We start from the raw sequence: 21434 nt of genomic DNA on the forward strand, positions 1-21434 counted from the left end.
GCCGCCGGCGGCGGTCACAGCTGCTCGGGCTGGTGCTCCCGGAGGTGGTACTTCTGCGCGAGGGGGTTCCACAGGGCGGCCGCCTGCTGCTTGGCCTGGGTGGCCGCGCCGCTGGCCGCGTTCCCCTGGGCGGGCTCCTTGCCGCCCTTGGCGTGGCCCTTGTCGCAGCCGCCCTTGCCGGCGGTCTTGTCGGCCCAGGCCGCGTAGTGGTTGTCGGCGGCGGCCGAGGACTGCCACGCCTTGGTCAGCGCGGCGGTCAACTGGGCGTTGTTGGGTATCTGGTCCACGGGCAGCTGCTGGAGCCGCTTGATCAGGTCGTTGCGCTGCCCCGCGGCGGACCGCAGGTCCTTGGCGGCGCCGTCGAGGTTGGTGCAGGTCTTGATGTTCTGCACCGCGCCGATGACCGCCGAGCGGCTGTTGTTGCTGTCGGCGAGCAACGCGTCCAGCCCCTTGGCCTGGCCCTCGGCCGGGTCGCCCGCCGGGTTGCCGGCCGGCTTGGAGGTGCCGTCCTTGGCCGACTTGGCGGCACTGGTGCCGGCGTCCTTCTTCTGCCCGCCGTCGTCGCTGCCGCCGCTGAGCGCCCAGCCGACGCCGAGTCCGACACCGGCCAGCACGACCACGATCCCCCCGATGATCGCGGCGGGGGGCAGCTTGCGACGGCCGCCGCCGTCGTCGTAGGAGGCGTACTGGTCCTGCCCGCCGGCGGGGGCGAACGGGCCACCGGGGCCGGGCTGCCCGCCGTACGGCGGACGGGCCTGGTCGTCGAAGCGCGGCAGTTGGGCGGTGGCGTCGGGCGCCGGGACGGCACCGGGGACGCCCGGCCCGTCGCGGAACAGCCCGTCGAACTCGGCGGGCGTCGGCCTGTCGGCGGGCGCCCCGGGCGGACCGCCGAACGGCCCGCCGGGCGGCGGCGTGGGCATCCCGGCGCCCGCGGCACCGCCGACCGGCGGTATCAGCTGGGTGGCCTCGGAACCGTCGGCCCCGGGCATCGGCTGGGACTGCTGCGGCAGGGGCTGGCCGGGCCGCGGCGGCCCCTGGTGGGCCTTGATCGGCCGCAGCATCTGGGTGGCCGCGTCACCGACCGGCGGGGCGGCACCCCCGGAGACCGGCGGCAGGACCGTGGTCGCCTCCGAGGCGTTCGCGACCGGCGGCAGCGGCGCGCCGGTCTGCGGGGTCGCGCGGACCAGTTCGCCGGACGGGCCCGTGGGCTGCTCGGCGTAGGGGGTCTGCTGGGGCGGCAGGGCGCCGGGCGCGGGCTGACCGTGCTGGCCCGGCTGGCCCGGCTGGCCGCCGAAGGGAAGGCCGGTGGGCGCCTCGGGGGCCGTGGCGATCGGCGGCAGCGGCCCGGCGGCCGGCGCGCCCGGCTGGGGCGCCTGCGGCGGCATCGAGGGCGGCGCGGCCGGCATCGGCGGCTGCCCGTGGGCCGGCGTCGGGAAGCCCTGCGCCGGTGGTGGGAAGCCTTGGTCCTGTGGTGGGAAGCCCTGGTCCTGCGGGGGCAGCGGCTGCGGCGCGGCGGGCTGCTGGAACGGGGCGGGGCCCTGCGGGGCCGGCGACTGCGCGGCCGGGTAGCCCGCTCCCTGTCCGTAGGTCTGCGGCCCGCCGGGCGCGGCGCCGGGCTGCTGCGCGGGCAGCTGCTGGCCCGGCCCCCAGGGCTGGCCCCACGGCTGCCCGGCGGGCGGCGCGGCCTGCTGGTCGGGCGCCCATGCGTCACCGCCGCCGGCGGGCAGCACTATGCCCTCCCTGGCCGGTCCGGCCGCAGAATTCTGCGGGTCGTGACCCTGTCCGCTCTGCGTCACCGGGACTCCTACCATCGTGCAGACCTACGGAATCGTCGGCTGCACGCTACCGGTTCGCAGCAACGTTCGACCATGTGTCCAGGTCACCGCGCCGGCCCCGGACACCGAGCGCCGTCGGCGCCGCCGAACGCGCGGGAGGCGGGCCGGAAACCCGGCCCGCCCCGGCGCCACAGGGCCGAACGCACCTCGGCCCGTTCCCCCTTTCCCCCACCGGCGGACACCGTCGGCATGCCCCTTGAGGCGTCGGTTGAGGCATTGCTCACGCTGCGGCGCGGAGTTCCATCCGTGCGGTGAATTCCCTTACGACGGGTTCGTCCTGATACGGCTCCAGGCGTTGCCGGAAGTCCTCCAGGTATTCCGCACCGCGGTCCGAACGCAGACCACCCAACAGCTCGATCGCCCGCGTGCCCGTGTGGCAGGCCAACTCGACCTCCCGCTGCTGCACCTGGGCGCTGGCCAGCAGCACCAGCCCGATGGCGCGGCGCCGCGCCCGGCCCGCCGGATGGCCGTCCAACGCCTCCTGCGCCCGCTGGGCGGCCGGCGCCGACTGGCCCAAATCGCGATGGCAGTGCGCGAGTTCGTCGGCCAGGTAGGCCGGGTCGAAATGACCGATCCAGTCCGGGTCGTCACCGGTGTCGGCCGCCGCCTCGGCACGCTCCATCGCGGAGACCGCCCGGCCCGCCACCGTCTGGAAGGCCCGGGCGTCGCCCAACAGGGCGTGACCGCGCGCCTCAGCGGCGAAGAACATCGCCTCCGCCCGGGGCGTGACCTGCCCCCGCGCACCCTCCTGGGCGGCCCGGGCGAGCTGCGCGATCTCCCGCGGATTGCCCAGGGAGGCGGCCAGGTGGCTCATGCTGGCGGCGAGCACGTAACCGCCGTACCCGCGGTCGCCGGCCGCCTGCGCCAGCCGCAGCGCCTGGATGTAGTAGCGCTGCGCCAGGCCCGGTTGGCCGGTGTCGACGGCCATGTAACCGCCCAGTTCGGTCAACCGGGCCACCGCGGCGAAGAGTTCCCGGCCGACCGCCTCGCGGTACGACCCCGCCAGCAGGCCCGAGACGACGCTGTTGAGGTAGTGCACGACGACCGGCCGGACGTGCCCGGCGCCGAACCGGTGATCCAGTTCACTGAGCGCCGAGGTCATCGCCCGTACGGCCGCGACGTCCGAAACGCCGACCCTGGCACCGGCGTTGCGGGACACCTGGCTGTCCGCGCCGGTGATCAACCAGTCCCGGCTGGGCTCGACCAGCGCGGAGGCGGCGACCGTGGACCCGCTGAGGAAGTCCCGCCGCCCCACGTCGCTGCGCCACAGCTCGCAGACCTGCTCGATGGCGCCCAGGACGGTAGGCGAGAACTGCAGCCCCACCCCGGAGGCGAGGTTCTTGCCGTCGGCCATCCCGATCTCGTCGATGGTGACCGTGCGGCCGAGCTTGCGGCCCAGCGCCTCGGCGATGATGGCCGGCGCGCGGCCCCGTGGCTGCTGCCCGCGCAGCCAGCGCGCCACGGAGGTCTTGTCGTAGCGCAGGTCGAGTCCGTGTTCCGCGCCGCACATGTTGACGCGGCGGGCCAGCCCCGCGTTGGAGCAGCCGGCTTCCTGGATGAGCGCTTGCAGCCGTTCGTTGGGCTGGCGCGCGACGAGTGGCCTGGCGGCCATGGTGGTACCCCCTGTACTGCTGCTGCACGTTCACCGGCGAACGCCGTCCCCGCGATCAATTCCCCGTACATATCCCGGATATCCGAGAAATCCCGGATATGCGTGGTACGGAGTGAGGGACGCGCTTCGCAGTGGATGCCCGGGATGCGTGCGATGTGCCCGATGCCCGTGCATCGTCGTGCGGGGCGCGGCGTCCCGAAGTCCGCACCGCGAAGGGCTGGTTCACGAGAAGGGGGCGTGCGGTGTCCGTGCACCGGTCACGGCGCCGCGGCGCAGGGCTCCCCTGGTGCTCCGCGGCCGACCGTCGGGCGGCCTCTCCGCCCGTCACGCAGGTGGCTACCCGCTCCCCGGGCCCCATCCGCACACGCGCCCCCACTGGTGCATCCATGCGCCCCACGTGCCGGAACGATGCGCCGGGGCTGTCACCCGTTCGGCCGTAACCCTTGGTGACAAGGGGAGTTGTCCTCTGCGTGGAAGAGACCATCGGAGTCACAGGAGCCCCGCAGATCCCCAAACAGCGCGGCGAGCAGCTCATCGACACTGCGGTGCGTTACGCCGAGGAACGCCATTGGGAGGTGTTCCCCGGCGCATGGCTGGAGCACGACGGCGACCGCCCGCGCTGTTCGTGCAGCGCCGTCAACTGCCCGTCGCCGGGCGCCCATCCGACCGCACCGGGCTGGGCGGGCACGGCCACCGGCAGCGCCACGGCGCTCCGTCGGATGTGGGGCAAGCACCCGCGGGCCTCGATCCTGCTGCCGACCGGTCGGACCTTCGAGGCGCTCGACGTCCCCGAGACGGCGGGCTGCCTGGCGCTGGCCCGGATGGAGCGACTGGACGTGACGCTCGGCCCGGTCACCCGCACCCCCGACCGCCGGATGCTCTTCCTCGTCCTCCCCGGCGCCGCCGCGAAGGTCCCGGACCTGGTGCGCACCCTGGGCTGGGCCCCGGCCGCACTCGACCTGATCTGCCGCGGCGAGGGCGAGTACATCGCCGCACCGCCGACCCGGGTGGGCCCGCACGGCGCGGTGCAGTGGGCGCGCCGCCCCACCGCGAGCAACCGCTGGCTGCCGGACGCGGAGGAGCTGATCAGCCCGCTGGCGTACGCCTGCGCGCGCGACGCGGCGGCGCTGCGCGCCCGCTGACGCGCGGCCGAGCCGGTTTGTCAGCGCCTGCCCGTATCGTGGGACGCCTGGACGGGGGCCGGGACCAGGCCCCTGCGGGGACGTCGAAGGGCAGGCCGTGGCCAGCGAACCGGTAGAGAAGCAAGAGCAGGAAGGGTCGTCCGCGACCCCGGGCGGTGCCGTCACCGGCCCGCCCGCGGTCCGCATCGAGGGCCTGTGGAAGCGGTTCGGCGAGCAGACCGCGGTCCACGGCATCGATCTGACGCTGCCCGCGGGCCACTTCATCGGGCTGGTCGGCCCCAACGGCGCGGGCAAGACCACCACCCTGTCCATGGTGACGGGCCTGCTGCGGCCGGACTCCGGGCTGGTAGAGATCGGCGGGCACGACGTCTGGCGGGACCCGGTGGCGGTCAAGTCCCGGATCGGGGTGCTTCCCGAGGGCCTGCGGCTGTTCGAGCGGCTCTCCGGGCGCGAACTCCTCGCCTACATAGGCCGGTTGCGGGGCCTGCCCGGCGCCGAGGTGGACAAGCGCGCCGCCCAGCTGCTGGACGTGCTGGACCTGGCCGGCTCGCAGCACAAGCTCGTCGTGGACTACTCCACGGGCATGCGCAAGAAGATCGGCCTGGCCGCCGCGCTGCTGCACAACCCGGAGATCCTCTTCCTGGACGAGCCCTTCGAGGGCGTCGACCCGGTGTCCGCGCAGACCATCCGCGGCGTCCTGGAGCGCTACACCTCCTCCGGGGCGACGGTGATCTTCTCCAGTCACGTGATGGAGCTGGTCGAGTCGCTCTGCGACTGGGTCGCGGTGATGGCCGCCGGCCGGATCCGCGCGCAGGGCCCGCTCGCCGAGGTGCGCGGCGAGGCCCCCTCCCTCCAGGACGCGTTCCTCGGACTGGTCGGCGCGCGCGGCCGCGCCGCCGGGCAGAACCTCGACTGGCTGGGCGGCGGCGCCCGATGAGCACCCACGCCACCGCCGCCGCTCCCCCCTCGCTGGTCCCGGTCTTCGTCCGGCTGAAGCTGACGCTGCTGCGCAACGGCCTGCGCCAGTCCACCGGGCGCACCGTGGCCTACGTCGTCTCGGCCGTCTTCGGCCTGCTCTTCACCGCCGGCGTCGTCCTCGGCCTGGTGGCGCTGCGCGGCACTGCGCACGCCGGCGCGCTCACCGTCATCCTGACCGCGCTCCTCACCCTGGGGTGGGCGGTGATGCCGCTGTTCTTCCCCAGCGGCGACGAGACCCTCGACCCGACCCGGCTGGTGATGCTGCCGTTGCGGCCCCGCCCGCTGATCGGCGCGCTGCTGGCGACGTCGCTGGTGGGCGTCGGCCCGCTCGGCACGCTCGCCGTGGTGACCGGTGCGGTGGTCGCCGTCGCGGACGGGACGGCGGCCGCGCTCGTCGGCGTCCTGGCCGTCGTCCTGGTGGTGCTGGTGTGCGTCGCCCTGGCGCGGGCCGTGGCCACCGCCTCGGTCCGGCTGCTGACCAGCCGCCGGGGCCGCGACCTCGCCGTGCTGGGCGGCCTCTTCGTCGCCCTCGGCTTCCAGGGCATCAACATCGTCGCGCAGCGGCTGGGCGGCCCCGACGGCCTGTCCGTGCTGGAGCCGATGGGCGGGGTGCTGCGCTGGGTGCCGCCGGCCGCCGCCCTGGGCGCCGTCGACGACGTCGGGCACGGCGCCTACGGGCGCGCGGCGGCCGGCCTGGCGCTGACGGCACTGGCCCTAGGGCTGCTCCTGTGGTGGTGGCAGCGGACCCTGACCACCCTGATGACCGCGCCGGACTCCTCCACCCTCCAGGCCGTGGAGAAGGACAGCGCGCGCCGGGCCGGCGGCGAGGAGCGCGGGCTCGCCCGGCTGCTGCCCGGCGGGCGGACGGGCACGGTCATGCTGCGGACGCTGCGCTACGCCTGGCGCGACCCGAAGTCGAAGATGTCCTGGGCGATGTCCCTGGGCTTCGGCCTGCTGGTGCCGATCCTCTACGCCGCGCAGGGCAACGGCAGCATCTACACCTCGCTCTCCGCGTCGGCGCTGCTCGGCCTGCAGATGTACAACCAGTTCGGCCAGGACACCTCGGCGTTCTGGATGGTGGCCTCGACGATCGCCACCCCCCGGGACGCCTTCGAGGAGTTGCGGGCCCGGGCGCTGACCCTGGCGCTGGTGGCCGTGCCGTACGTGACGCTGGTCGTCGTCGGCACCGCGGCGTTCATCGGCCCGTGGTCGGACTTCTTCCAGGTCTACGGGCTCTCGCTGGGCCTGCTGGGCGGGCTGTTCGCCACCGGGGCGATGGCGTCGGCGCTGTTCCCGTACTCCATCCCGTCGGACGGCAACAAGAGCGTGGCGCCCGGTCAGGCGGGGATCGCCTGGATCAGCCTGTTCGGCGGGTTCCTGGTGGCCTCGGTGCTGGCCTCGCCGCTGCTGGCGCTGACCGTCTGGCTCCATGTGGCGGGCCTCCAGGGCCTGTTGTGGGTGCTGCTGCCGGTCGGCGCGGCGTACGCGCTGGGCATCGCGACGCTGGGGCTGAGGCTGGCGGCTCCCCGGGTGGCGGCCCGGCTGCCGGAGATCCTGGCGGCGGTCAGCAAGGGGTGACGCGACGGCCCTCGGGCCCGACCTCGCGGGGTGTCGACCGGTGCACCGGTCGACGCCCCGACGCGTTTCTCCCCCAGGAGTTCCCCTGCCCGCCGTCCGCCGCCCGGGCCGCTACGACGAACGCGCCGCAACGAGGCCGCCCCACCCGGCAAAACCCCAGATCACCACCCCCAACGGCTTTGCCGGGACGTTATCCACAGGCTTCCCCGACCGGCCCGCCGGAGCGGTAGCGTCATGGCGTCGAGAGCGAACGGGGGGTGGTGGCAGTGGTGCGGCGCGCCGGAATCGTGCTGGTACTGGGGTGGTTGGCGGTGCTGTTCACCGCCGGTGCGGTGCGGGCCGCGCCCGCGGCAGCGGACACCCCGAGCCAGCCCGCCTATCTCGCCGAGCAGCTCCGGCACGCCCCGGTCTACGTCAGCGATCAGATGCCGCGCGTGGTGCCGCGGTCGACGGCCCCCGCCTTCGCCGCGGAGGCGAAGCGGCTGCGCGTCCCGACGTACGTCGTCGTCCTGCCGTTCACCTCCTCCGGTTCGGGCTCCGGCCTGCTCGCCGCGATCCACGACCACCTGGGGCGCAAGGGGCTCTACGTCGCCGTCTCCGAGACGGGCCTGTCCGAGGTGCAGAGCTACGGCGTGAGCGTCCCGGGCGCCGCTGACGCGAAGACCGCGACGCTGTACGAACTGCCCTACGACGCCACGCCCCGCGAGGTGTTCCGGCACTTCGTCGACCTGCTCACCTCCGGGCAGGCCCACCAGCGCGCCGAGGCCGCCCGCGCCGCGTACGGCGGTGCGGACAACAGCCACGAACCGCCCGCGCTGCACACCACGCAGACCGACCGGGAGAACCAGAGCTTCCTCACCGGCACCCTCGTGGCCGGGGTGCCGCTGAGCGCACTGCTGATCACGCACCACACGCGGGGCCGGCGCCGGCGCCGCCCCGGGTCCGTCCTGCGCCGCGGTTGGCCGCTGCCGATCGGTGCGGTGGTGCTGGCCGGACTGCTGGCCCTGGCCGCCTCGCAGGTCTTCTCCGACACCAGCACGGGGGACGGCTCGGTGCCGACCGCCGCCGACCTGCGGGCCCGGATCGACCGGGTCAGCGCGGGACTGCGGCACGACCCGCTGTACGTCGACCCCGAGAGCCCGTCGCCCCTGGGCGCCGCCGAGCGCGCCGAGTTGCGCGAGCGGCTGGCGGCCCTGCCCGTCCCGGTCCTGGTCGTCGCCCTGCCCAGTTCGATGGACGACGAGTCCGGCGGCGACCAGGACCGGCTGGCCGCGGCCCTGCACGACCGGCTGCACCGCGACGCCCTGTTCGTGACGGCCGAGCTGCCCAGCGGCTACGTCTCGGTCGCCAACTACGGCACCCACGTGGACACCAGCGCGCTCTACGACGCGTCCCGCGATCCCGCGGCCGGCGGGCGCGACCTCAGCACCCTCGGCCCGCGCCTGGACAAACTCCTCGCCTCCGTCGCCAAGGCCCCGAAGACCGAGACGGCCGGCGCGCCGCTCCCGCCGTCCCCCGTGGAGGACCCGGTCGCCCAGCGGAAGCTGCCCGGCCTGTTCACCGGGGACTTCCACCCCGGGCTGTTCATCGGCGCGCTCGCGGCGCTGTTGCTCTTCGGGCTGGTGGTGGCCGTGGGAGCGATCCTGCGGGCACTGGGCCGGCGGGGCGCCCGGGCCGCGGCTGCCGCGGCGGCACCGGTCGAACCCCGACCGGCGTGGCTGCGGCGCACCGCACGGGAAGAACTGGCCGCCCTGACGGTCGCGTTGGAGCCGGCCACGGGGCTGTCGGAGGCGGCGCGTCGCCGGGCGTGGGAGTGTCTGGACGCCGCCGCGCTCCTGATCGACGGCGACAGCGACGGCCTGATCGACGACGACGCCACCCCCGCCAGCCTCGCCTGTGCGATCGTGCTGGCGCGGGTCGGCCGGACCGCGGCCGGGGAGCCGTCCGCCGCGACCCACGTCTGCCACCGCAATCCGCTGCACGGCGCGGCCACCGGCCCGGCGGGCAAGCGTCCGGCCGGTGTTCGCGGAGCGGCGCCGCGGCCGGTGTGCGCGGCATGCCGGGAGACACCCGGCGAGATGCTGCGGCTCCCGGGGCCGGACGCGTCCGGGCGCCGGGGCCACAGCCCCTACCCGGGGCACCCCGGTCCGTTGGCGACGCTCGCCAAGGGGACCGGCATAGATCAACTCACCCGCGAGGTACGGGAGTCCTTCGGTGTCAACTGACCTTCGTCGCCGCCGTTCGCTGCGGTCCGTCCTCGCCGTGGGCGCGGCCTCCATCGCACTGCTCGGTGCCGCTGCGGGGTCCGCCACCGCCGCGCCGAGCCCCGGGCAGAAGATCGCCGACGCACTGCGCACCTCGCCGGTGTACGTCGATCCCTCTCTCGCGTCCGCGGTCGGACCGGACGACCAGCGCGCCCTGGTGCAGCAGATCCGGCAGTCCCAACTGCCGATCCGGGTGGTGCTGGTGCCGCTGGTGGAGGGGGACGACTGGGGCGGGAAGCCCGAGCAGCTCAGCGACGTGGTGCACGACCGGATGGGCGGCGGCCCGGCCATCCTCATCACCCCCGGGGACTACCCCGACAACATCGAGGCCCACGCCTGGCCCACCCACTCCCACCAGGCGGAGAACGCCACCGCCTCGGTCTTCTTCGACGATTCGATGAAGGGCGCCGGGCTCACCAAGCGCATATCCCGGGCGATCGACATCATCAAGGCAGGCGACGGCGACGAGGTCTACCAAAGCCTCACCGCCCACCTCGACACCTCGGGCGGCAGCAAGCCGAAGGAGCCCGCGGGGCGGGCGTCCTCCCCGGTCGCGCGGAGCGTGGCGCTGGTCGCCGGCCCGGTGCTGGTGCTCGGCGCGGCCTGGCTGCTGCTGCGGCGCCGCTCGCGGCTGCGGGACTTCGGGACGCCGTTCGCGATGCCCCGGTCCGTGTTCGCCGCCGCGCACCGGGCCAACGAGGACGGGGTGCGCGAGCGGGCCGGTGCGGAGGTGGTCCGGCTCGGCGAGGAGGCACGTGCCGCCACCGGGGACCCGGCGGCCATCGAGCGCGCCCTGGACGCCTACGCCGCGGCCGGCACGGTGCTGGACCGCGCACGCGGCGTACCGGACCTGGCCGGCGTGTTCGCGCTGGTGGCCGAGGGACGGGCGGCACTGTCCCCCGCTCCGGCCACGCTGCCGCTGTGCTTCTTCCACCCGCTGCACGGCCCCGCCGCCCGCCGCGTCCCCTGGCGCCCGGTGGGCCGCCGGGAGCAACTGCGGATCGCCGCCTGCGACACCTGCATCCGTGCGGTCCGCGCCCGCCGTGCACCGGAGGTCCTCACGGACCGTCTGGACGGCCGTCCCGTCCCGTACTTCGAGGTCCCGGCCGACCAGAGCCTCTGGGCCGCCACCGGCTACGGCTCGCTGCTGGCCGGCGACTCGCTCGCCGGGCGGGTGCAACGGGGCGACTTCACCCGCACGTTGGCCTGATAGGGGCGTCGCCACCGACCCGTCGTGCCCGCAGTCTGACGTCGTCCGGCACCGTCGGCGCTGCGGCGCGGACCGTCGGGGCGCCCGCCGTCCACCGCATCGGCGCAGGTCGGCCCGTCCGCCCGCCGCGCATGCCCGGACAGATTTTGTCCGGGCATTACCCGGCGAGGCCGGCGGGACGGCAATGTCGCTGAATTCAGCCAGAATTGGGCAGCGGTGGCGCCGGAATCCGCCGGCCGCTTTGCAGGAATTGCGGTACCTCGACCGGGGTCGCTCCCACCACGCCCGAACGGAAGGCGTCGGACGCGTGCATTCCGCGTTTCGACACGGGTGAAAGCGCGCTCCTATGCTCCCCTGCACGGCCGTTCGCGCGCACTGGGCAACGGTGTTGTGCGACGGGGGAGAGCAAGGACCGGGAGAACGTTTTGCTGCACACGAGGACCCCATGGCTGCGCGCCGCCGCACCGGTCGCCGTACTGGCGCTTTCGCTGACCGCCTGCGGCCCGAAGCAAGACGCCGCGGTCTCCACCACCGGTTCCGCAACGGACGGCGAGCGGACCTCCGCGGAGGCCGCGGCGAAGACCGGGGCGGAGCCGACCGGACCGGAGGGCGGCGACGGTGCGTTGGCGTCCGGCCAGAGCGGCACCGGACCGTACCGGGAAGAATCCGGGAAAATAACCTACGAGGTCGCCGCGCAGAAGGTCCGCGTCGGCACCGAGGCCGATGCGGAGGAAATGGTCCAGGACCCCAAGAACGCCAATGGCCTGGTCGCGGCGACCGCATACGTGAAGTACACGAACAAGGGCCCCGGCGTCGTCACGGGCCTGGCGAAGGTGGCCAACGGCGCCGCGTTCTACGCGGACGGCCAACGCGGCGGCCTCCTCATCGGCACGCCGGGGAACCTCCCCGGCTGCGAGGACCCGGTCGACATCGACGACTGGCGGGTCGGCGAGAGCCATGTCATCTGCCAGACGTACATGATCCCGAAGGGCGCCAAGTCCCTGGAGGTGCGGTGGACCGCCGACGGCGCCGCCGCCCCGCTCGTCTGGAAGTTCACCCCCACCGGCTGAGGCGCACCACAACAGCCGCACCCGTCCGACCATGCGCCGCGCCGAGGTGCTCCCTCACCAAACTCAACTGACATACCGTCACTTTGACTCCCGCTCCGCCACATTGCCGGAAATCCGGTCTCCGCGCGGCGCTCCACTGGAGGCGTCGCGCGGTCCGGGGCGGTGCGGCGGCGTCAGGTGTGGGCGGCCAGTGCGCCGAGGAACGGCTCGATGACCCGGCACCAGGCGTCGGGCTGCTCCCAGGGCAGCAGGTGGCCGGCGTCGGGAATCTCGGCGTAGGTGCCGCGGGGCAGCACCCGGACCATCTCCTGGGCCTCGGCGCGGCCGAGTTCGGCGTCGAGGCCACGGACGACGAGGGCGGGGCAGTCGACCTGGGCGAGCTCCTCCCAGTGGGCGTCGTGCACCCAGGTCTCGCGGGCGCTGAGCATCTGACGGCGGGAGAAGACCGGGCGCCAGCCGTCGGCGCGCTCGGCCATCACCTCGGCGAAGAACTCCCCGCGGGCCGGCCGGGGGCGCTCCAGGGTCGGATCGTCCTCCCCGAACCACTTGCGGACGTCCGCCAGGGTGGCGAACGGCACCGGCCAGGAACGGAACCACTCCGTCCACTCACGCTGCGAGGCCGACCCGAGCGCCGACGCCCGCATGTCGCAGATCACCAGCGCACTGACCAGGTCCGGGCGCCGGGCCGCCACCTGCCAGGCCGTCAGCGCACCCATCGCGTGCCCGACGAGGGCGGCCGGGGCCAGCTCCAACTGCTCGATGGCGGCGATGGCGTCCTCGACGTACGCGGCGCGGTCGAGCGGCCCCTCGGCGGGCTTCTCGCTGCGGCCGTGACCGCGCTGGTCGAGGGCGATCGGGCGGTGCACCCCGCTCAGCCGACGGGCGGTGTCCGCCCAGTGGGAGGCGCGCCCCATCAGCCCGTGGAGCAACAGCACCCCGGGCCGCCGCCCGCCGTCACCCGCCCCGCCGCCGCGCTTGGGCGGGTCGGTGAATTCCCAGGCCGCGAGCCGCACGCCGCCGGATCCCGTCACATCGATACGCCGCACCATGTGCCCTGGCACCCCCAATCGTCCCCTGACCGGCCCCGCACGCCCCACATTATCGAACTTGTATTCGAATGGATCGCTGCCGCGCCCAACACCCCACTTTCGAGTGACCTTGTGGCGGGATTGGCCACGCCCACCACGGGGAGACATCTGCCGGGAGGCGGGCTCCACCGGGAAGGGGGCCCGTGGGGAACGACCCTGAGAGCTCGGGGCTCCGGGTCGTGGTGGGGGGACATGGGGAGGCAGGGCCCCGGCAGCTCGCAGCGCCGGGGCCCTGACCGTCCTCGATCCGAGTCAGTGGACGCATCCGAGCCCCCTAGGCCGTCAGCGCATCACGCGGGAGTGACGACGCATGGCCATGCGTCAGCGCCAGAGTGACACGAGACCGGCCGATCCGCACGGATTCGCACAAGACCGTTCATCACACCGAAAGTTGACGAGCCCGTCGGCTTGCGCATCGGCGCAGCTCAACGGGCTCGTGAGGGGTTTCTACGGGGAGGGAGGGCGGGCGGCGGTCAGCGCCGTGCCGACGGCGCGTCGTCCACCGCGCCGCGGCTCAGCGCTTGGCGACGAAGACGTGACTGGCGATCTCGGCGTCCAACTCGGCGGCCTCACCGCTGCTGCCGACCAGTACGCCGGCCGGGGACTCGGTCACGCTGACCACCGCGCCCGGCTGCACCCCGGCCCGCCGCAGCGTGTACATCAGCTGGGCGTCGGCCTGGATGGGCTCGCCGATCCGGCGCACCACCGCCGTCTTGCCGTCGGAGCCGGCGTCCAGGTCCATCAGGCTCACCATGCCGGCGTCCAGGAACGGGTCGGCCTCGGCCTTCTCCCCCAGCTCCTCCAGGCCCGGGATGGGGTTGCCGTACGGGGACTCGGTGGGATGGCGCAGCAGCTCCACGACGCGGCGCTCGACCGCCTCGCTCATCACGTGCTCCCAGCGGCACGCCTCGGCGTGCACCTGCTCCCACTCCAGGCCGATGACGTCGACGAGCAGGCACTCGGCGAGGCGGTGCTTGCGCATCACCCGCGTCGCCAGCCGGCGGCCCTCCTCCGTCATCTCCAGGTGCCGGTCGCCGGCCACCGTCAGCAGGCCGTCTCGCTCCATGCGCGCCACGGTCTGGCTGACCGTCGGGCCGCTCTGTTCGAGCCGCTCCGCGATGCGGGCGCGCATGGGGACCACACCCTCCTCTTCCAGTTCGAGGATGGTGCGGAGATACATCTCCGTGGTGTCGATCAGTCCGGACATGCGTGCCCCTCGATGTGTCGTGCGGTGGCCCTGGATTCAATTCTGACGCATCCCACCGACAACGGTGCGTCGTCGTCCGCGCAGCGGACGCCCGCGGCCGGTTCAACGGGTGCGTTGACCGGCGTATTGACAGCGCACTGGTCCAGACCGCAACGTGATCCGGGCCACTGATCCACCCGGCGGCCGCCGGGCGCCGACGCACCGTCGTCGGCCCGCCGCCGATCCCACCCAGACGCGATGAGAGGGGCCCGCGGCAATGGCTGAGAGCGACCGGAGCGAGGGGCTGGCCGGACGGTACTTCGACGCCGCGATCGACCTGCTGCGGCAGGTCCGCGATGCGGAGGGGGACCGGATCACCGCAGCCGGGCAGCTGATCGCGGACACCGTCGAGGCCGGCGGCCGGGTCTTCTCCTTCGGGGCCGGGCACTCCTCGTTGCCGGCGCAGGACACCGTGTACCGGGCCGGCGGCCTGGCGATCATGAACCTGCTGGCCGTCCCCGGGGTCGTCGGGGTGGACGTCCGGCCGGCGACGCTCGGCAGCGCACTGGAGCGGGTCGACGGGCTGGCCGGGGCGGTGCTGGACACCAGCCCGCTGGAGCGCGGTGACGTGCTGGTGATCATCTCGCTCTCCGGGCGCAACGCCCTGCCGGTGGAGATGGCCATCAACGCGCGGGCGCTCGGCATCAAGGTCATCGGCCTGACCTCGGTGGCCTACGCGGACGCGACCAAGTCCCGGCACAGCTCCGGGACGTACCTCAAGGACCACTGCGACATCGTGCTGGACAGCCGGATCCCGGTCGGCGACGCGGAGCTGACGCTGCCCGGCATCGAGGCCCCGTTCGCGCCCGCCTCGACGGTCGTCACCAGCGCCGTCATGCAGGCCGTCGTGGCGACGGCGGCCGGTGCGCTCGCCGAGCGGGGGTCGCAGCCGCCGCTGCTGCGCTCGGGCAACGTGGACGGCGGGCACGAGTGGAACGGCCGGGTGATGCGGGAGTACGCGGACCGGATCTTCTACCGGCACTGAGCGGGCGCGCCCGACGGCGCGACGGGGCCGGGGCCCCGCCCGCCGGACCGCCCCGCGCCGGTTCACGCCCCGGCCGCGCCCGCGAGGTCGAGGGCGGCGGCGATCCGGGCGGCGACCTCCTCGGCGTAGTCGGCGTCCGCCCGGTCGAAGGGGCGGCGGGCCGGCGTCCGCAGGAAGGTGAGGACCCCGAGGGTGCGGCCCCGGCTGCGCAGCACCACGCACAGCCCGTGCACCGTGCCGTCCGGCCAGTTCCGGGCGGCCGCCCAGCCCCCGGCGGGGGCCTGGCCGGCGCTGGCCCGCACCGAGCCGCGCCGCGCGTACGCCTGGAGCGCCGGGTGGCCCGGTGCGTAGGCCACCGGGATGCCGGTCGCCGGCACCGCCTCCGAGGGGCCGGGCACGCCCGCCGGGGAGGCCAGCGCCCGCACCAGGCGGGGCGCCCGGGCCGGTGCGCCGGCCCCGTCGCCGGGGGGCGTCGGATCCGCGTCCCACTCGGCGTCCGCGTCCACCGCACCGTAGGGGGCCGGGGCCGGGGTGCCGGCGAGGTCCACCAGGGCGTGGTCGGCGAAGCCCGCCAGGGCGAAGTCGAGGTGGACGGCGGCGGCCTCGGCCGGGTCCGGGCACTCGGCGGCGGCCCGGCCGGCCCGGTGCAGCTGGTGCGCCCTGAAGCGCAGCAGGGAGCCGTCCTGTTCGGCCCGCTTGGCGTCGGTGACGTCCTGGAACAGCCAGGCGACACCGAGCGGAACGGGTTCCTCCGCGAGCGGCGAGGCCAGCCGGACGAAGCCGCTGCGCCAGCACCGGCGCGGGAGTTCGGCCTCCCCGTCCCGCGGCGTCACCCACAGTTCGCCGACGGTCGGCGGCGGGCCCTCGGCCAGGACGTGCTGGAGGGCGCCCTCCAACTCCTCGACGCCCTGCCCCAGGAGGTCGCCCAGCGGGCGGCCCAGCAGCGCGGTGCGGCTCGTCCCGAAGGTCCGGGCGGCGTGCGCGTTGACCACCGCGGGCCGCAGGTCGGCGTCGATCAGCACCACGCCCCAGGTGGCGTCCTCGAAGAGCGCCTCGCTGAGCGCCACCGCCCGTTCCAGGTCGAGCTGGGTGTGCGACTCGCCGAAGGCGCAGTAGGCCCCGGCGACCCGCCCGTCGGGGGTGCGGACCGCGGAGGACTGGGTGCGGACCAGGACGCGGTGGCCGTCCTTGGCCAGCAGCGCGAAGTCGTGCACCTGGCGGCCCGGGGCGCGCATCGCGGCCACCACGGCGGACTGCACGCCCTCGGCGTCCTCGGTGCGGACCGCCCAGCCGGTCAGGCCGCGGCGGCCGACCGCTTCCTCGGCGGTCCAGCCCAGGATGCGTTCGGCCTCGTGGTTCCAGTGCGTGACCGTCCCGTCCGCGGCGAAGGCCATCAGGGCGGCGTCCATGCCGTCCAGGAGGGCGGCGAGCAGTCCGGAGTCGTCGGTGTCCGGAGGGCGGTCGGGATCGCCCGCGGGCGTCGGCGGGGCCCCGGAGGCCGCCGCTCCGGGCCCGTTGGCCGGGCCGGCGGAGGCAGGCTGCTGCGACGACGAGGCCGACGAGGCAGAAGAAGCTGACGAGGCAGTCACTGGCACCCCTTACGAACGCGGCCGCACGTGCTCCACGTGGGGTCATTCAACTGGAACGTGACGTGGAACACACCCGATTCGCCGAAATCCCCCACGGGTGGGTCCGGGCTCCGGGAAAAACCGGTTGTGCGGCGCCGGGCCGCTTCCTAACGTGTGGGGTACACGAGAAGGGAGGTGGTTCGGCAGATGATTTCGCACCGGACGCGTGAGGTGGCTGCGGGCTAGCAGCCCGTCGCTTCACCGAAGTGCAGCGCCGGATCCGCGCATACTGCAGATGCGCAGCCGGCCCAATCCCAAGCAGTCACCCGACCCGCGGGCTGCCGGTTCGTCCGACCGGCCCTTCGCGCCACCGGCGCGAAGGAGAAGGCCCGCGGGTCGTCTGCGTGCGCGGCCCCCGCACCGCCGCCCCGTGCGCCCCGCGGCGTCAGGGCGCCAGCCGCTCCACCCGCCACCGGCCGGCCCCGGCCGCGCCCTCGCGGACGTACCGCAGCCGGTCGTGCAGGCGGTTGAGCCGGCCCTGCCAGAACTCGACCGCCTCCGCCGTGATGCGGTAACCGCCCCAGTGCGGAGGCGCCGGCACCTGCTCACCCTCCGGATAACGGGCCGCCAACTCCGCGTAGGAACGCTCCAGTTCCTCGCGGGAGCCGATCGGCGCGGACTGGTCGCTGGCCCAGGCACCCAACTGGGAGCCGTGCGGGCGGGTGCGGAAGTACGCGGCGGTCTCGTCCCGGCCGATGCGCTCGGCGGTGCCGGCCACGATGACCTGACGGGCCAACGGGTGCCAGGGGAAGAGCAGCGAGACGTGCGGGTTCTCCGCCAGGTCGCGGCCCTTGCGGCTGGAGTAGTTGGTGAAGAACACGAACCCGCGCTCGTCGAATGCCTTCAGCAGCACAGTCCTTGAACTGGGCCGGCCGGCGGCGTCCGCCGTCGAGACGACCATCGCGTTCGGCTCGTGCAGACCGGCCACCGCCGCGTCCTTGAACCAGCGTCCGAACTGGTCGTAGGGGCTCGCGGCAAGGTCGGACTCGGCGATTCCCTCGGCACGGTAATGCGCGCGCATGGACGAAGGGTCGGGGGTCTCGGCGGAAGGCATATCGGCGGGATGCACGGCCTCATCTTGCAGCATCGCCCCCGCACCGGGCAGCCCGGTGGGCCGGAAGTCTGCCCCCCGTCGCCAGGACGTAACCCTCCCGTCGGCAAATCGCCCAGTGTGCCGGACGTCACGCTTCCCCGCTGCTGATGAACCCGCCAAAATCATGGCCCGGCCCACTGTGGGCCTCGGACACCGGAAGCTATCGTGTCCGTCTTCAGGCCGCCGCGGAGCACCACGCGTGGCGGCCCGCGCCCGCGGGCCGACCACTTGCGGGCGGAACCGCCGCGTGGCCCCTGCCACGGCGGGGCATCACCGGGGTGACCGGTACGGACCGCGAGCTGCCCGGCGCAGCCGCGTAACCGCACCGGCACCGCAACTGACTCGACCGCACGGCGACCGGTCACCGGCCGGCTGCCGTCCCCATCTTGAGGAGCCGCCTGATGTCCGACTTCGTTCCCGGGCTTGAGGGAGTCGTCGCGTTCGAGACGGAGATCGCCGAACCCGACAAAGAAGGCGGCGCGCTCCGCTACCGCGGGGTGGACATCGAGGACCTCGTCGGACACGTCTCCTTCGAGAACGTCTGGGGGCTGCTGGTCGACGGCGCGTTCAAGCCGGGCCTGCCGCCCGCCGAGCCGTTCCCGATCCCGGTGCACTCGGGTGACATCCGAGTCGACGTGCAGTCCGCGCTCGCCATGCTGGCGCCCGTATGGGGCCTGAAACCCCTGCTCGACATCGACGAGCGGACCGCCCGCGACAACCTCGCCCGGGCCGCCGTGATGGCACTGTCCTACGTCGCCCAGTCGGCGCGCGGGCAGGGCCTGCCGATGGTGCCGCAGAAGGAGATCGACAAGGCCGAGACGGTCGTCGAACGCTTCATGAAGCGCTGGCGCGGAGAACCCGACCCCAAGCACGTCAAGGCCGTCGACGCCTACTGGACCTCGGCCGCCGAACACGGCATGAACGCCTCCACCTTCACCGCCCGCGTCATCGCCTCCACCGGCGCCGACGTCGCCGCGGCGCTCTCCGGCGCGGTCGGCGCCATGTCCGGCCCCCTGCACGGCGGCGCGCCCTCCCGCGTCCTCGGCATGATCGAGGAGATCGAGCGCACCGGGGACGCCGGCGCCTACGTCCGACAGGCCCTGGACCGCGGCGAACGGCTGATGGGCTTCGGCCACCGCGTGTACCGCGCCGAGGACCCGCGGGCACGCGTCCTGCGACGCACCGCCAAGGAACTCGCCGCGCCCCGCTTCGAGGTCGCCGAGGCCCTGGAGAAGGCCGCCCTGGAAGAACTCCACAACCGCCGCCCCGACCGGGTCCTGGCCACCAACGTCGAGTTCTGGGCCGCCATCGTGCTGGACTTCGCGGAGGTCCCGGCGCACATGTTCACGTCCATGTTCACCTGCGCCCGCACCGCCGGCTGGAGCGCCCACATCCTCGAACAGAAGCGAACCGGACGCCTGGTCCGCCCCTCCGCCCGCTACGTGGGGCCTGCGGCCCGCAGCCCCCAGTCCATCGACGGCTTCTCGCCGACGGGGGGTTGATTCCCCCCACGTTGTCGCCTGCGGCGGGCTTCGTCGTGCGTTGTCGGCTGTCCCGCCGTGGGGGTTGCCGTTTGCGCCTGGCGGCGCGGGCGTTGTCGGCGTTCCCGCCGTGGGGGTTTTCGCCGTTGCGCCTGCGGCGCGTTGTCCGCTGCGCGGGGCTTCTTCCCACGTTGTCGGCTTTCCCGCCGTGGGGCGTCTCGCCGTTGCGCCTGCGGCGCGGGCGTTGTCCGCTGCGCGGGGCTGTTGGGTGCCGGTGACGGGCCTGCGGGGGTGGTGTGCAGGACTGCTGCGCTTTACGTCCTGCACACCACCCCCTCCGGCCCGCCCCCTCCCGTTGAGGGTGGGTTAAAAGACGGGTGGGTGCGGGGCCGAGGCCCGGCGGGTCAGTGCTGGCCACCACCCTGGACACGCTCACACACGTGAAACCCCTGGGTACGCCCATGCATGTGAATCCACCCACGAAGCCGCAGCAACCCACCAACACAAGCCCCAACCCACCCCTTTCCACCCACTCACGGGAGGGGACGGGTTGGCGGGTGGTGGGGTGCCCGGACGTAAAGCGCAGCAGTCCGGGCACCCCACCACCCGCCAACCCGGCACCGCACCACACAAGCCCCGCGCAGCGGACAACGCCCCGCGCAGCGGACAACGCCCCGCGCAGCGGACAACGCCCCGCGCCGCAGGCGCAAACAACAACCCCCACGGCGGGCACGCCGACTACGTTCGACGAAGCCCAGCGCAGCGCCTACGCATCGAGGCCAATAGAGAACGCCGCTTCCAGGTCGTGCTGGGAGTATGTGCGGAACGCGATGTGCGTTTCGGTGGAGGCGACGCCGGGGACCTTGCTGATTCGGCCGGGGATGACGTCGGCGAGGTCGTCGTGGTTGGCGACGCGCACCATCGCGATCAGGTCGTGCTGGCCGGTGACGGAGTAGACCTCGCTGACGCCTTCCAGTGCGGCGATCTGCTCGGCGATCTCCGGGATCTGGTCCACGCTGGTCTTGATGAGCACGATCGACGTGATCACGGCTGGCTCTCTCCCTCGGCCGACACTCCGTTGTCCCTGGTGGCACCCACAGTATCCCGCCCGTAGCGGGCCCATGCGTAGAGGAAGCCGAGGGCGAAGCCGACGACGTGGGCGAGGTAGGCGACGCCCGGGCCGGCCGGGTCGTGGCGGGCGGCGTGCCACTGGAGGGAGAACCAGAACAGCAGGACGATCCAGGCCGGGAAGCGCAGCGGCAGGAAGAACAGGAACGGGAAGAGGCTGGTGACGCGGGCCCGGGGGAAGAGGAAGAGGAAGGCGCCGAGCACGCCGGAGATCGATCCGGAGGCGCCGACCAGGGTCTGGTCGGAGCTGGCGTGCGCGGCCGCGTAGCCCAGCAGCGCGAGGTAGCCGACGGTCAGGTAGAAGGTGGTGAAGGGCAGGCGTCCCATTCGGGCTTCGGTCATGCTGCCGAAGACGTACAGGAACAGGACGTTGCCGAGCAGGTGCAGCCAGCTGCCGTGCACGAACAGTGCGGTGAGCGGGGTGAGCAGGGCCCGCGGTGCGCCGCTCCACAGATCGAGCGGAATCACGCCCCAGTGCGCGAAGTAGCTGTTCTGGGCGTGGAGCAGTGCGTCTCCGGTGCCGTACGTGTGGTTCAGGCCGGAGACCGGGCCGAGCACGAAGAGTGCGCAGCACAGTCCGATCAGCACGTTCGTCATCCGTGAGAACACCGCGCGTAGCGAGCGGGCGGGGTGGGCCGGCGCCGTCATGAAGTGATCATGGCGCAATGCGGGCACACGGGACAGAGCGCCTCGCCGCGTCCCGGCAGTCGGGCGGGCCCGCGCCGGCCCGCTGTCAGGCCGTAGGGTTACAGGCAGTACGTTGCGTATTTCCGCAGTCCGACGGCGTACCGCGTGAACCGCACCGCTGGCCGAGCACGACGAGCACGACGAGCACGAAAGAGGACGACACGATGGCTGTTCCCCTGCCGACTGCGACGACCCGGTGGCGCTGCACGCTCTGTGGCAACCTCACCCGGTTCGACGTGACCCGCCGGTCCAAGGTGGTGGAGTACGTGCACCTGGATCTGGCCGGTGAGCCGTCGGTGGAGGAGCGCGAGGTCGTCAGCGAGACCGTCGAGTCGGTGCGCTGCCGCTGGTGCAACGCGGTTGACCAGATCGAGCTGGTGGACCGTCCGGGCGCGAGCGCCTGAGATCG

Annotated in this window: 17 protein-coding genes; 9 read left to right on the forward strand and 8 right to left on the reverse strand. The window is 73.8% G+C overall.

The window, feature by feature from the left end; genetic code table 11:
• Nucleotides 1-14: 14 nt before the first annotated feature.
• Together ACLJT4_RS03155 and ACLJT4_RS03160 are read right to left on the reverse strand one after the other, a co-directional pair.
• The gene (locus ACLJT4_RS03155) at nucleotides 15-1796 is read right to left on the reverse strand and encodes a hypothetical protein (protein ID WP_411120875.1); all 1782 of its coding nucleotides are present in this window, start codon (nucleotides 1794-1796) and stop codon (nucleotides 15-17) included.
• Between the two features lie 259 nt (nucleotides 1797-2055).
• Complete coding sequence (locus ACLJT4_RS03160; protein WP_411120876.1) at nucleotides 2056-3447, reverse strand: transcriptional regulator; 1392 nt, start codon at nucleotides 3445-3447, stop codon at nucleotides 2056-2058.
• A gap of 470 nt (nucleotides 3448-3917) precedes the next feature.
• On the opposite strand from ACLJT4_RS03160, the gene ACLJT4_RS03165 reads away from it, so the two are divergent.
• The 6 genes from ACLJT4_RS03165 (at nucleotide 3918) to ACLJT4_RS03190 (ending at nucleotide 11689) form a co-directional block, all read left to right on the forward strand.
• Entirely contained in the window at nucleotides 3918-4589 is a 672-nt protein-coding gene (locus tag ACLJT4_RS03165) for a bifunctional DNA primase/polymerase (protein ID WP_275463331.1), read from the forward strand.
• A gap of 97 nt (nucleotides 4590-4686) precedes the next feature.
• Nucleotides 4687-5526 (forward strand): ABC transporter ATP-binding protein, encoded by an 840-nt coding sequence (locus tag ACLJT4_RS03170; RefSeq protein ID WP_411120877.1) that lies wholly within the window; start codon nucleotides 4687-4689, stop codon nucleotides 5524-5526.
• Nucleotides 5523-7145: a transporter gene (locus ACLJT4_RS03175; protein WP_411120878.1), complete on the forward strand. Its 1623-nt coding sequence runs from the start codon at nucleotides 5523-5525 to the stop codon at nucleotides 7143-7145. The genes ACLJT4_RS03170 and ACLJT4_RS03175 overlap by 4 nt, the downstream gene beginning before the upstream one ends.
• Before the next feature lie 269 nt (nucleotides 7146-7414).
• Complete coding sequence (locus ACLJT4_RS03180; protein ID WP_411120879.1) at nucleotides 7415-9370, forward strand: hypothetical protein; 1956 nt, start codon at nucleotides 7415-7417, stop codon at nucleotides 9368-9370.
• Complete coding sequence (locus ACLJT4_RS03185) at nucleotides 9360-10619, forward strand: hypothetical protein (protein WP_411120880.1); 1260 nt, start codon at nucleotides 9360-9362, stop codon at nucleotides 10617-10619. Before ACLJT4_RS03180 ends, ACLJT4_RS03185 begins: the two co-directional genes overlap by 11 nt.
• Nucleotides 10620-11044: 425 nt before the next feature.
• Complete coding sequence (locus ACLJT4_RS03190; RefSeq protein ID WP_411120881.1) at nucleotides 11045-11689, forward strand: hypothetical protein; 645 nt, start codon at nucleotides 11045-11047, stop codon at nucleotides 11687-11689.
• A gap of 173 nt (nucleotides 11690-11862) precedes the next feature.
• Here ACLJT4_RS03190 and ACLJT4_RS03195 read toward each other — a convergent pair whose 3' ends face one another.
• The gene (locus tag ACLJT4_RS03195; RefSeq protein ID WP_411120882.1) at nucleotides 11863-12738 is read right to left on the reverse strand and encodes an alpha/beta fold hydrolase; all 876 of its coding nucleotides are present in this window, start codon (nucleotides 12736-12738) and stop codon (nucleotides 11863-11865) included.
• Between the two features lie 553 nt (nucleotides 12739-13291).
• Nucleotides 13292-13984 (reverse strand): metal-dependent transcriptional regulator, encoded by a 693-nt coding sequence (locus ACLJT4_RS03200; RefSeq protein ID WP_016578558.1) that lies wholly within the window; start codon nucleotides 13982-13984, stop codon nucleotides 13292-13294.
• Nucleotides 13985-14240: 256 nt separating this feature from the next.
• Between ACLJT4_RS03200 and ACLJT4_RS03205 the strand changes: the two genes are divergently transcribed.
• Entirely contained in the window at nucleotides 14241-15008 is a 768-nt protein-coding gene (locus ACLJT4_RS03205) for an SIS domain-containing protein (RefSeq protein ID WP_411120883.1), read from the forward strand.
• Nucleotides 15009-15070: 62 nt separating this feature from the next.
• Here ACLJT4_RS03205 and ACLJT4_RS03210 read toward each other — a convergent pair whose 3' ends face one another.
• The gene (locus ACLJT4_RS03210) at nucleotides 15071-16597 is read right to left on the reverse strand and encodes a PAS domain-containing protein (RefSeq protein ID WP_411120884.1); all 1527 of its coding nucleotides are present in this window, start codon (nucleotides 16595-16597) and stop codon (nucleotides 15071-15073) included.
• Nucleotides 16598-17021: 424 nt separating this feature from the next.
• Nucleotides 17022-17657, reverse strand: coding sequence for a pyridoxamine 5'-phosphate oxidase (gene pdxH, locus ACLJT4_RS03215; RefSeq protein ID WP_411120885.1), 636 nt, complete (start codon nucleotides 17655-17657; stop codon nucleotides 17022-17024).
• A 473-nt stretch (nucleotides 17658-18130) separates the two neighbouring features.
• On the opposite strand from pdxH, the gene ACLJT4_RS03220 reads away from it, so the two are divergent.
• Nucleotides 18131-19231 carry a citrate synthase 2 gene (locus tag ACLJT4_RS03220; RefSeq protein ID WP_411120886.1) on the forward strand — a complete coding sequence of 367 codons (1101 nt, stop codon included), beginning with the start codon at nucleotides 18131-18133 and terminating at the stop codon, nucleotides 19229-19231.
• 745 nt (nucleotides 19232-19976) lie between these two features.
• Here the strand turns inward: ACLJT4_RS03220 and ACLJT4_RS03225 are convergent.
• Nucleotides 19977-20258, reverse strand: a complete 282-nt coding sequence (locus tag ACLJT4_RS03225) for an Lrp/AsnC family transcriptional regulator (protein WP_016573922.1) — start codon at nucleotides 20256-20258, stop codon at nucleotides 19977-19979.
• Nucleotides 20255-20986 (reverse strand): rhomboid family intramembrane serine protease, encoded by a 732-nt coding sequence (locus ACLJT4_RS03230; protein WP_411120887.1) that lies wholly within the window; start codon nucleotides 20984-20986, stop codon nucleotides 20255-20257. Before ACLJT4_RS03230 ends, ACLJT4_RS03225 begins: the two co-directional genes overlap by 4 nt.
• Nucleotides 20987-21189: 203 nt before the next feature.
• Between ACLJT4_RS03230 and ACLJT4_RS03235 the strand changes: the two genes are divergently transcribed.
• Nucleotides 21190-21429 carry a hypothetical protein gene (locus ACLJT4_RS03235; RefSeq protein ID WP_016573920.1) on the forward strand — a complete coding sequence of 80 codons (240 nt, stop codon included), beginning with the start codon at nucleotides 21190-21192 and terminating at the stop codon, nucleotides 21427-21429.
• The last annotated feature ends 5 nt before the right edge of the window (nucleotides 21430-21434 follow it).

Origin of the sequence: Streptomyces sp. x-19, assembly GCF_046549115.1 — a bacterium.
In the GTDB taxonomy this organism is placed as follows: Bacteria; Actinomycetota; Actinomycetes; order Streptomycetales; family Streptomycetaceae; genus Streptomyces; species Streptomyces albulus_C.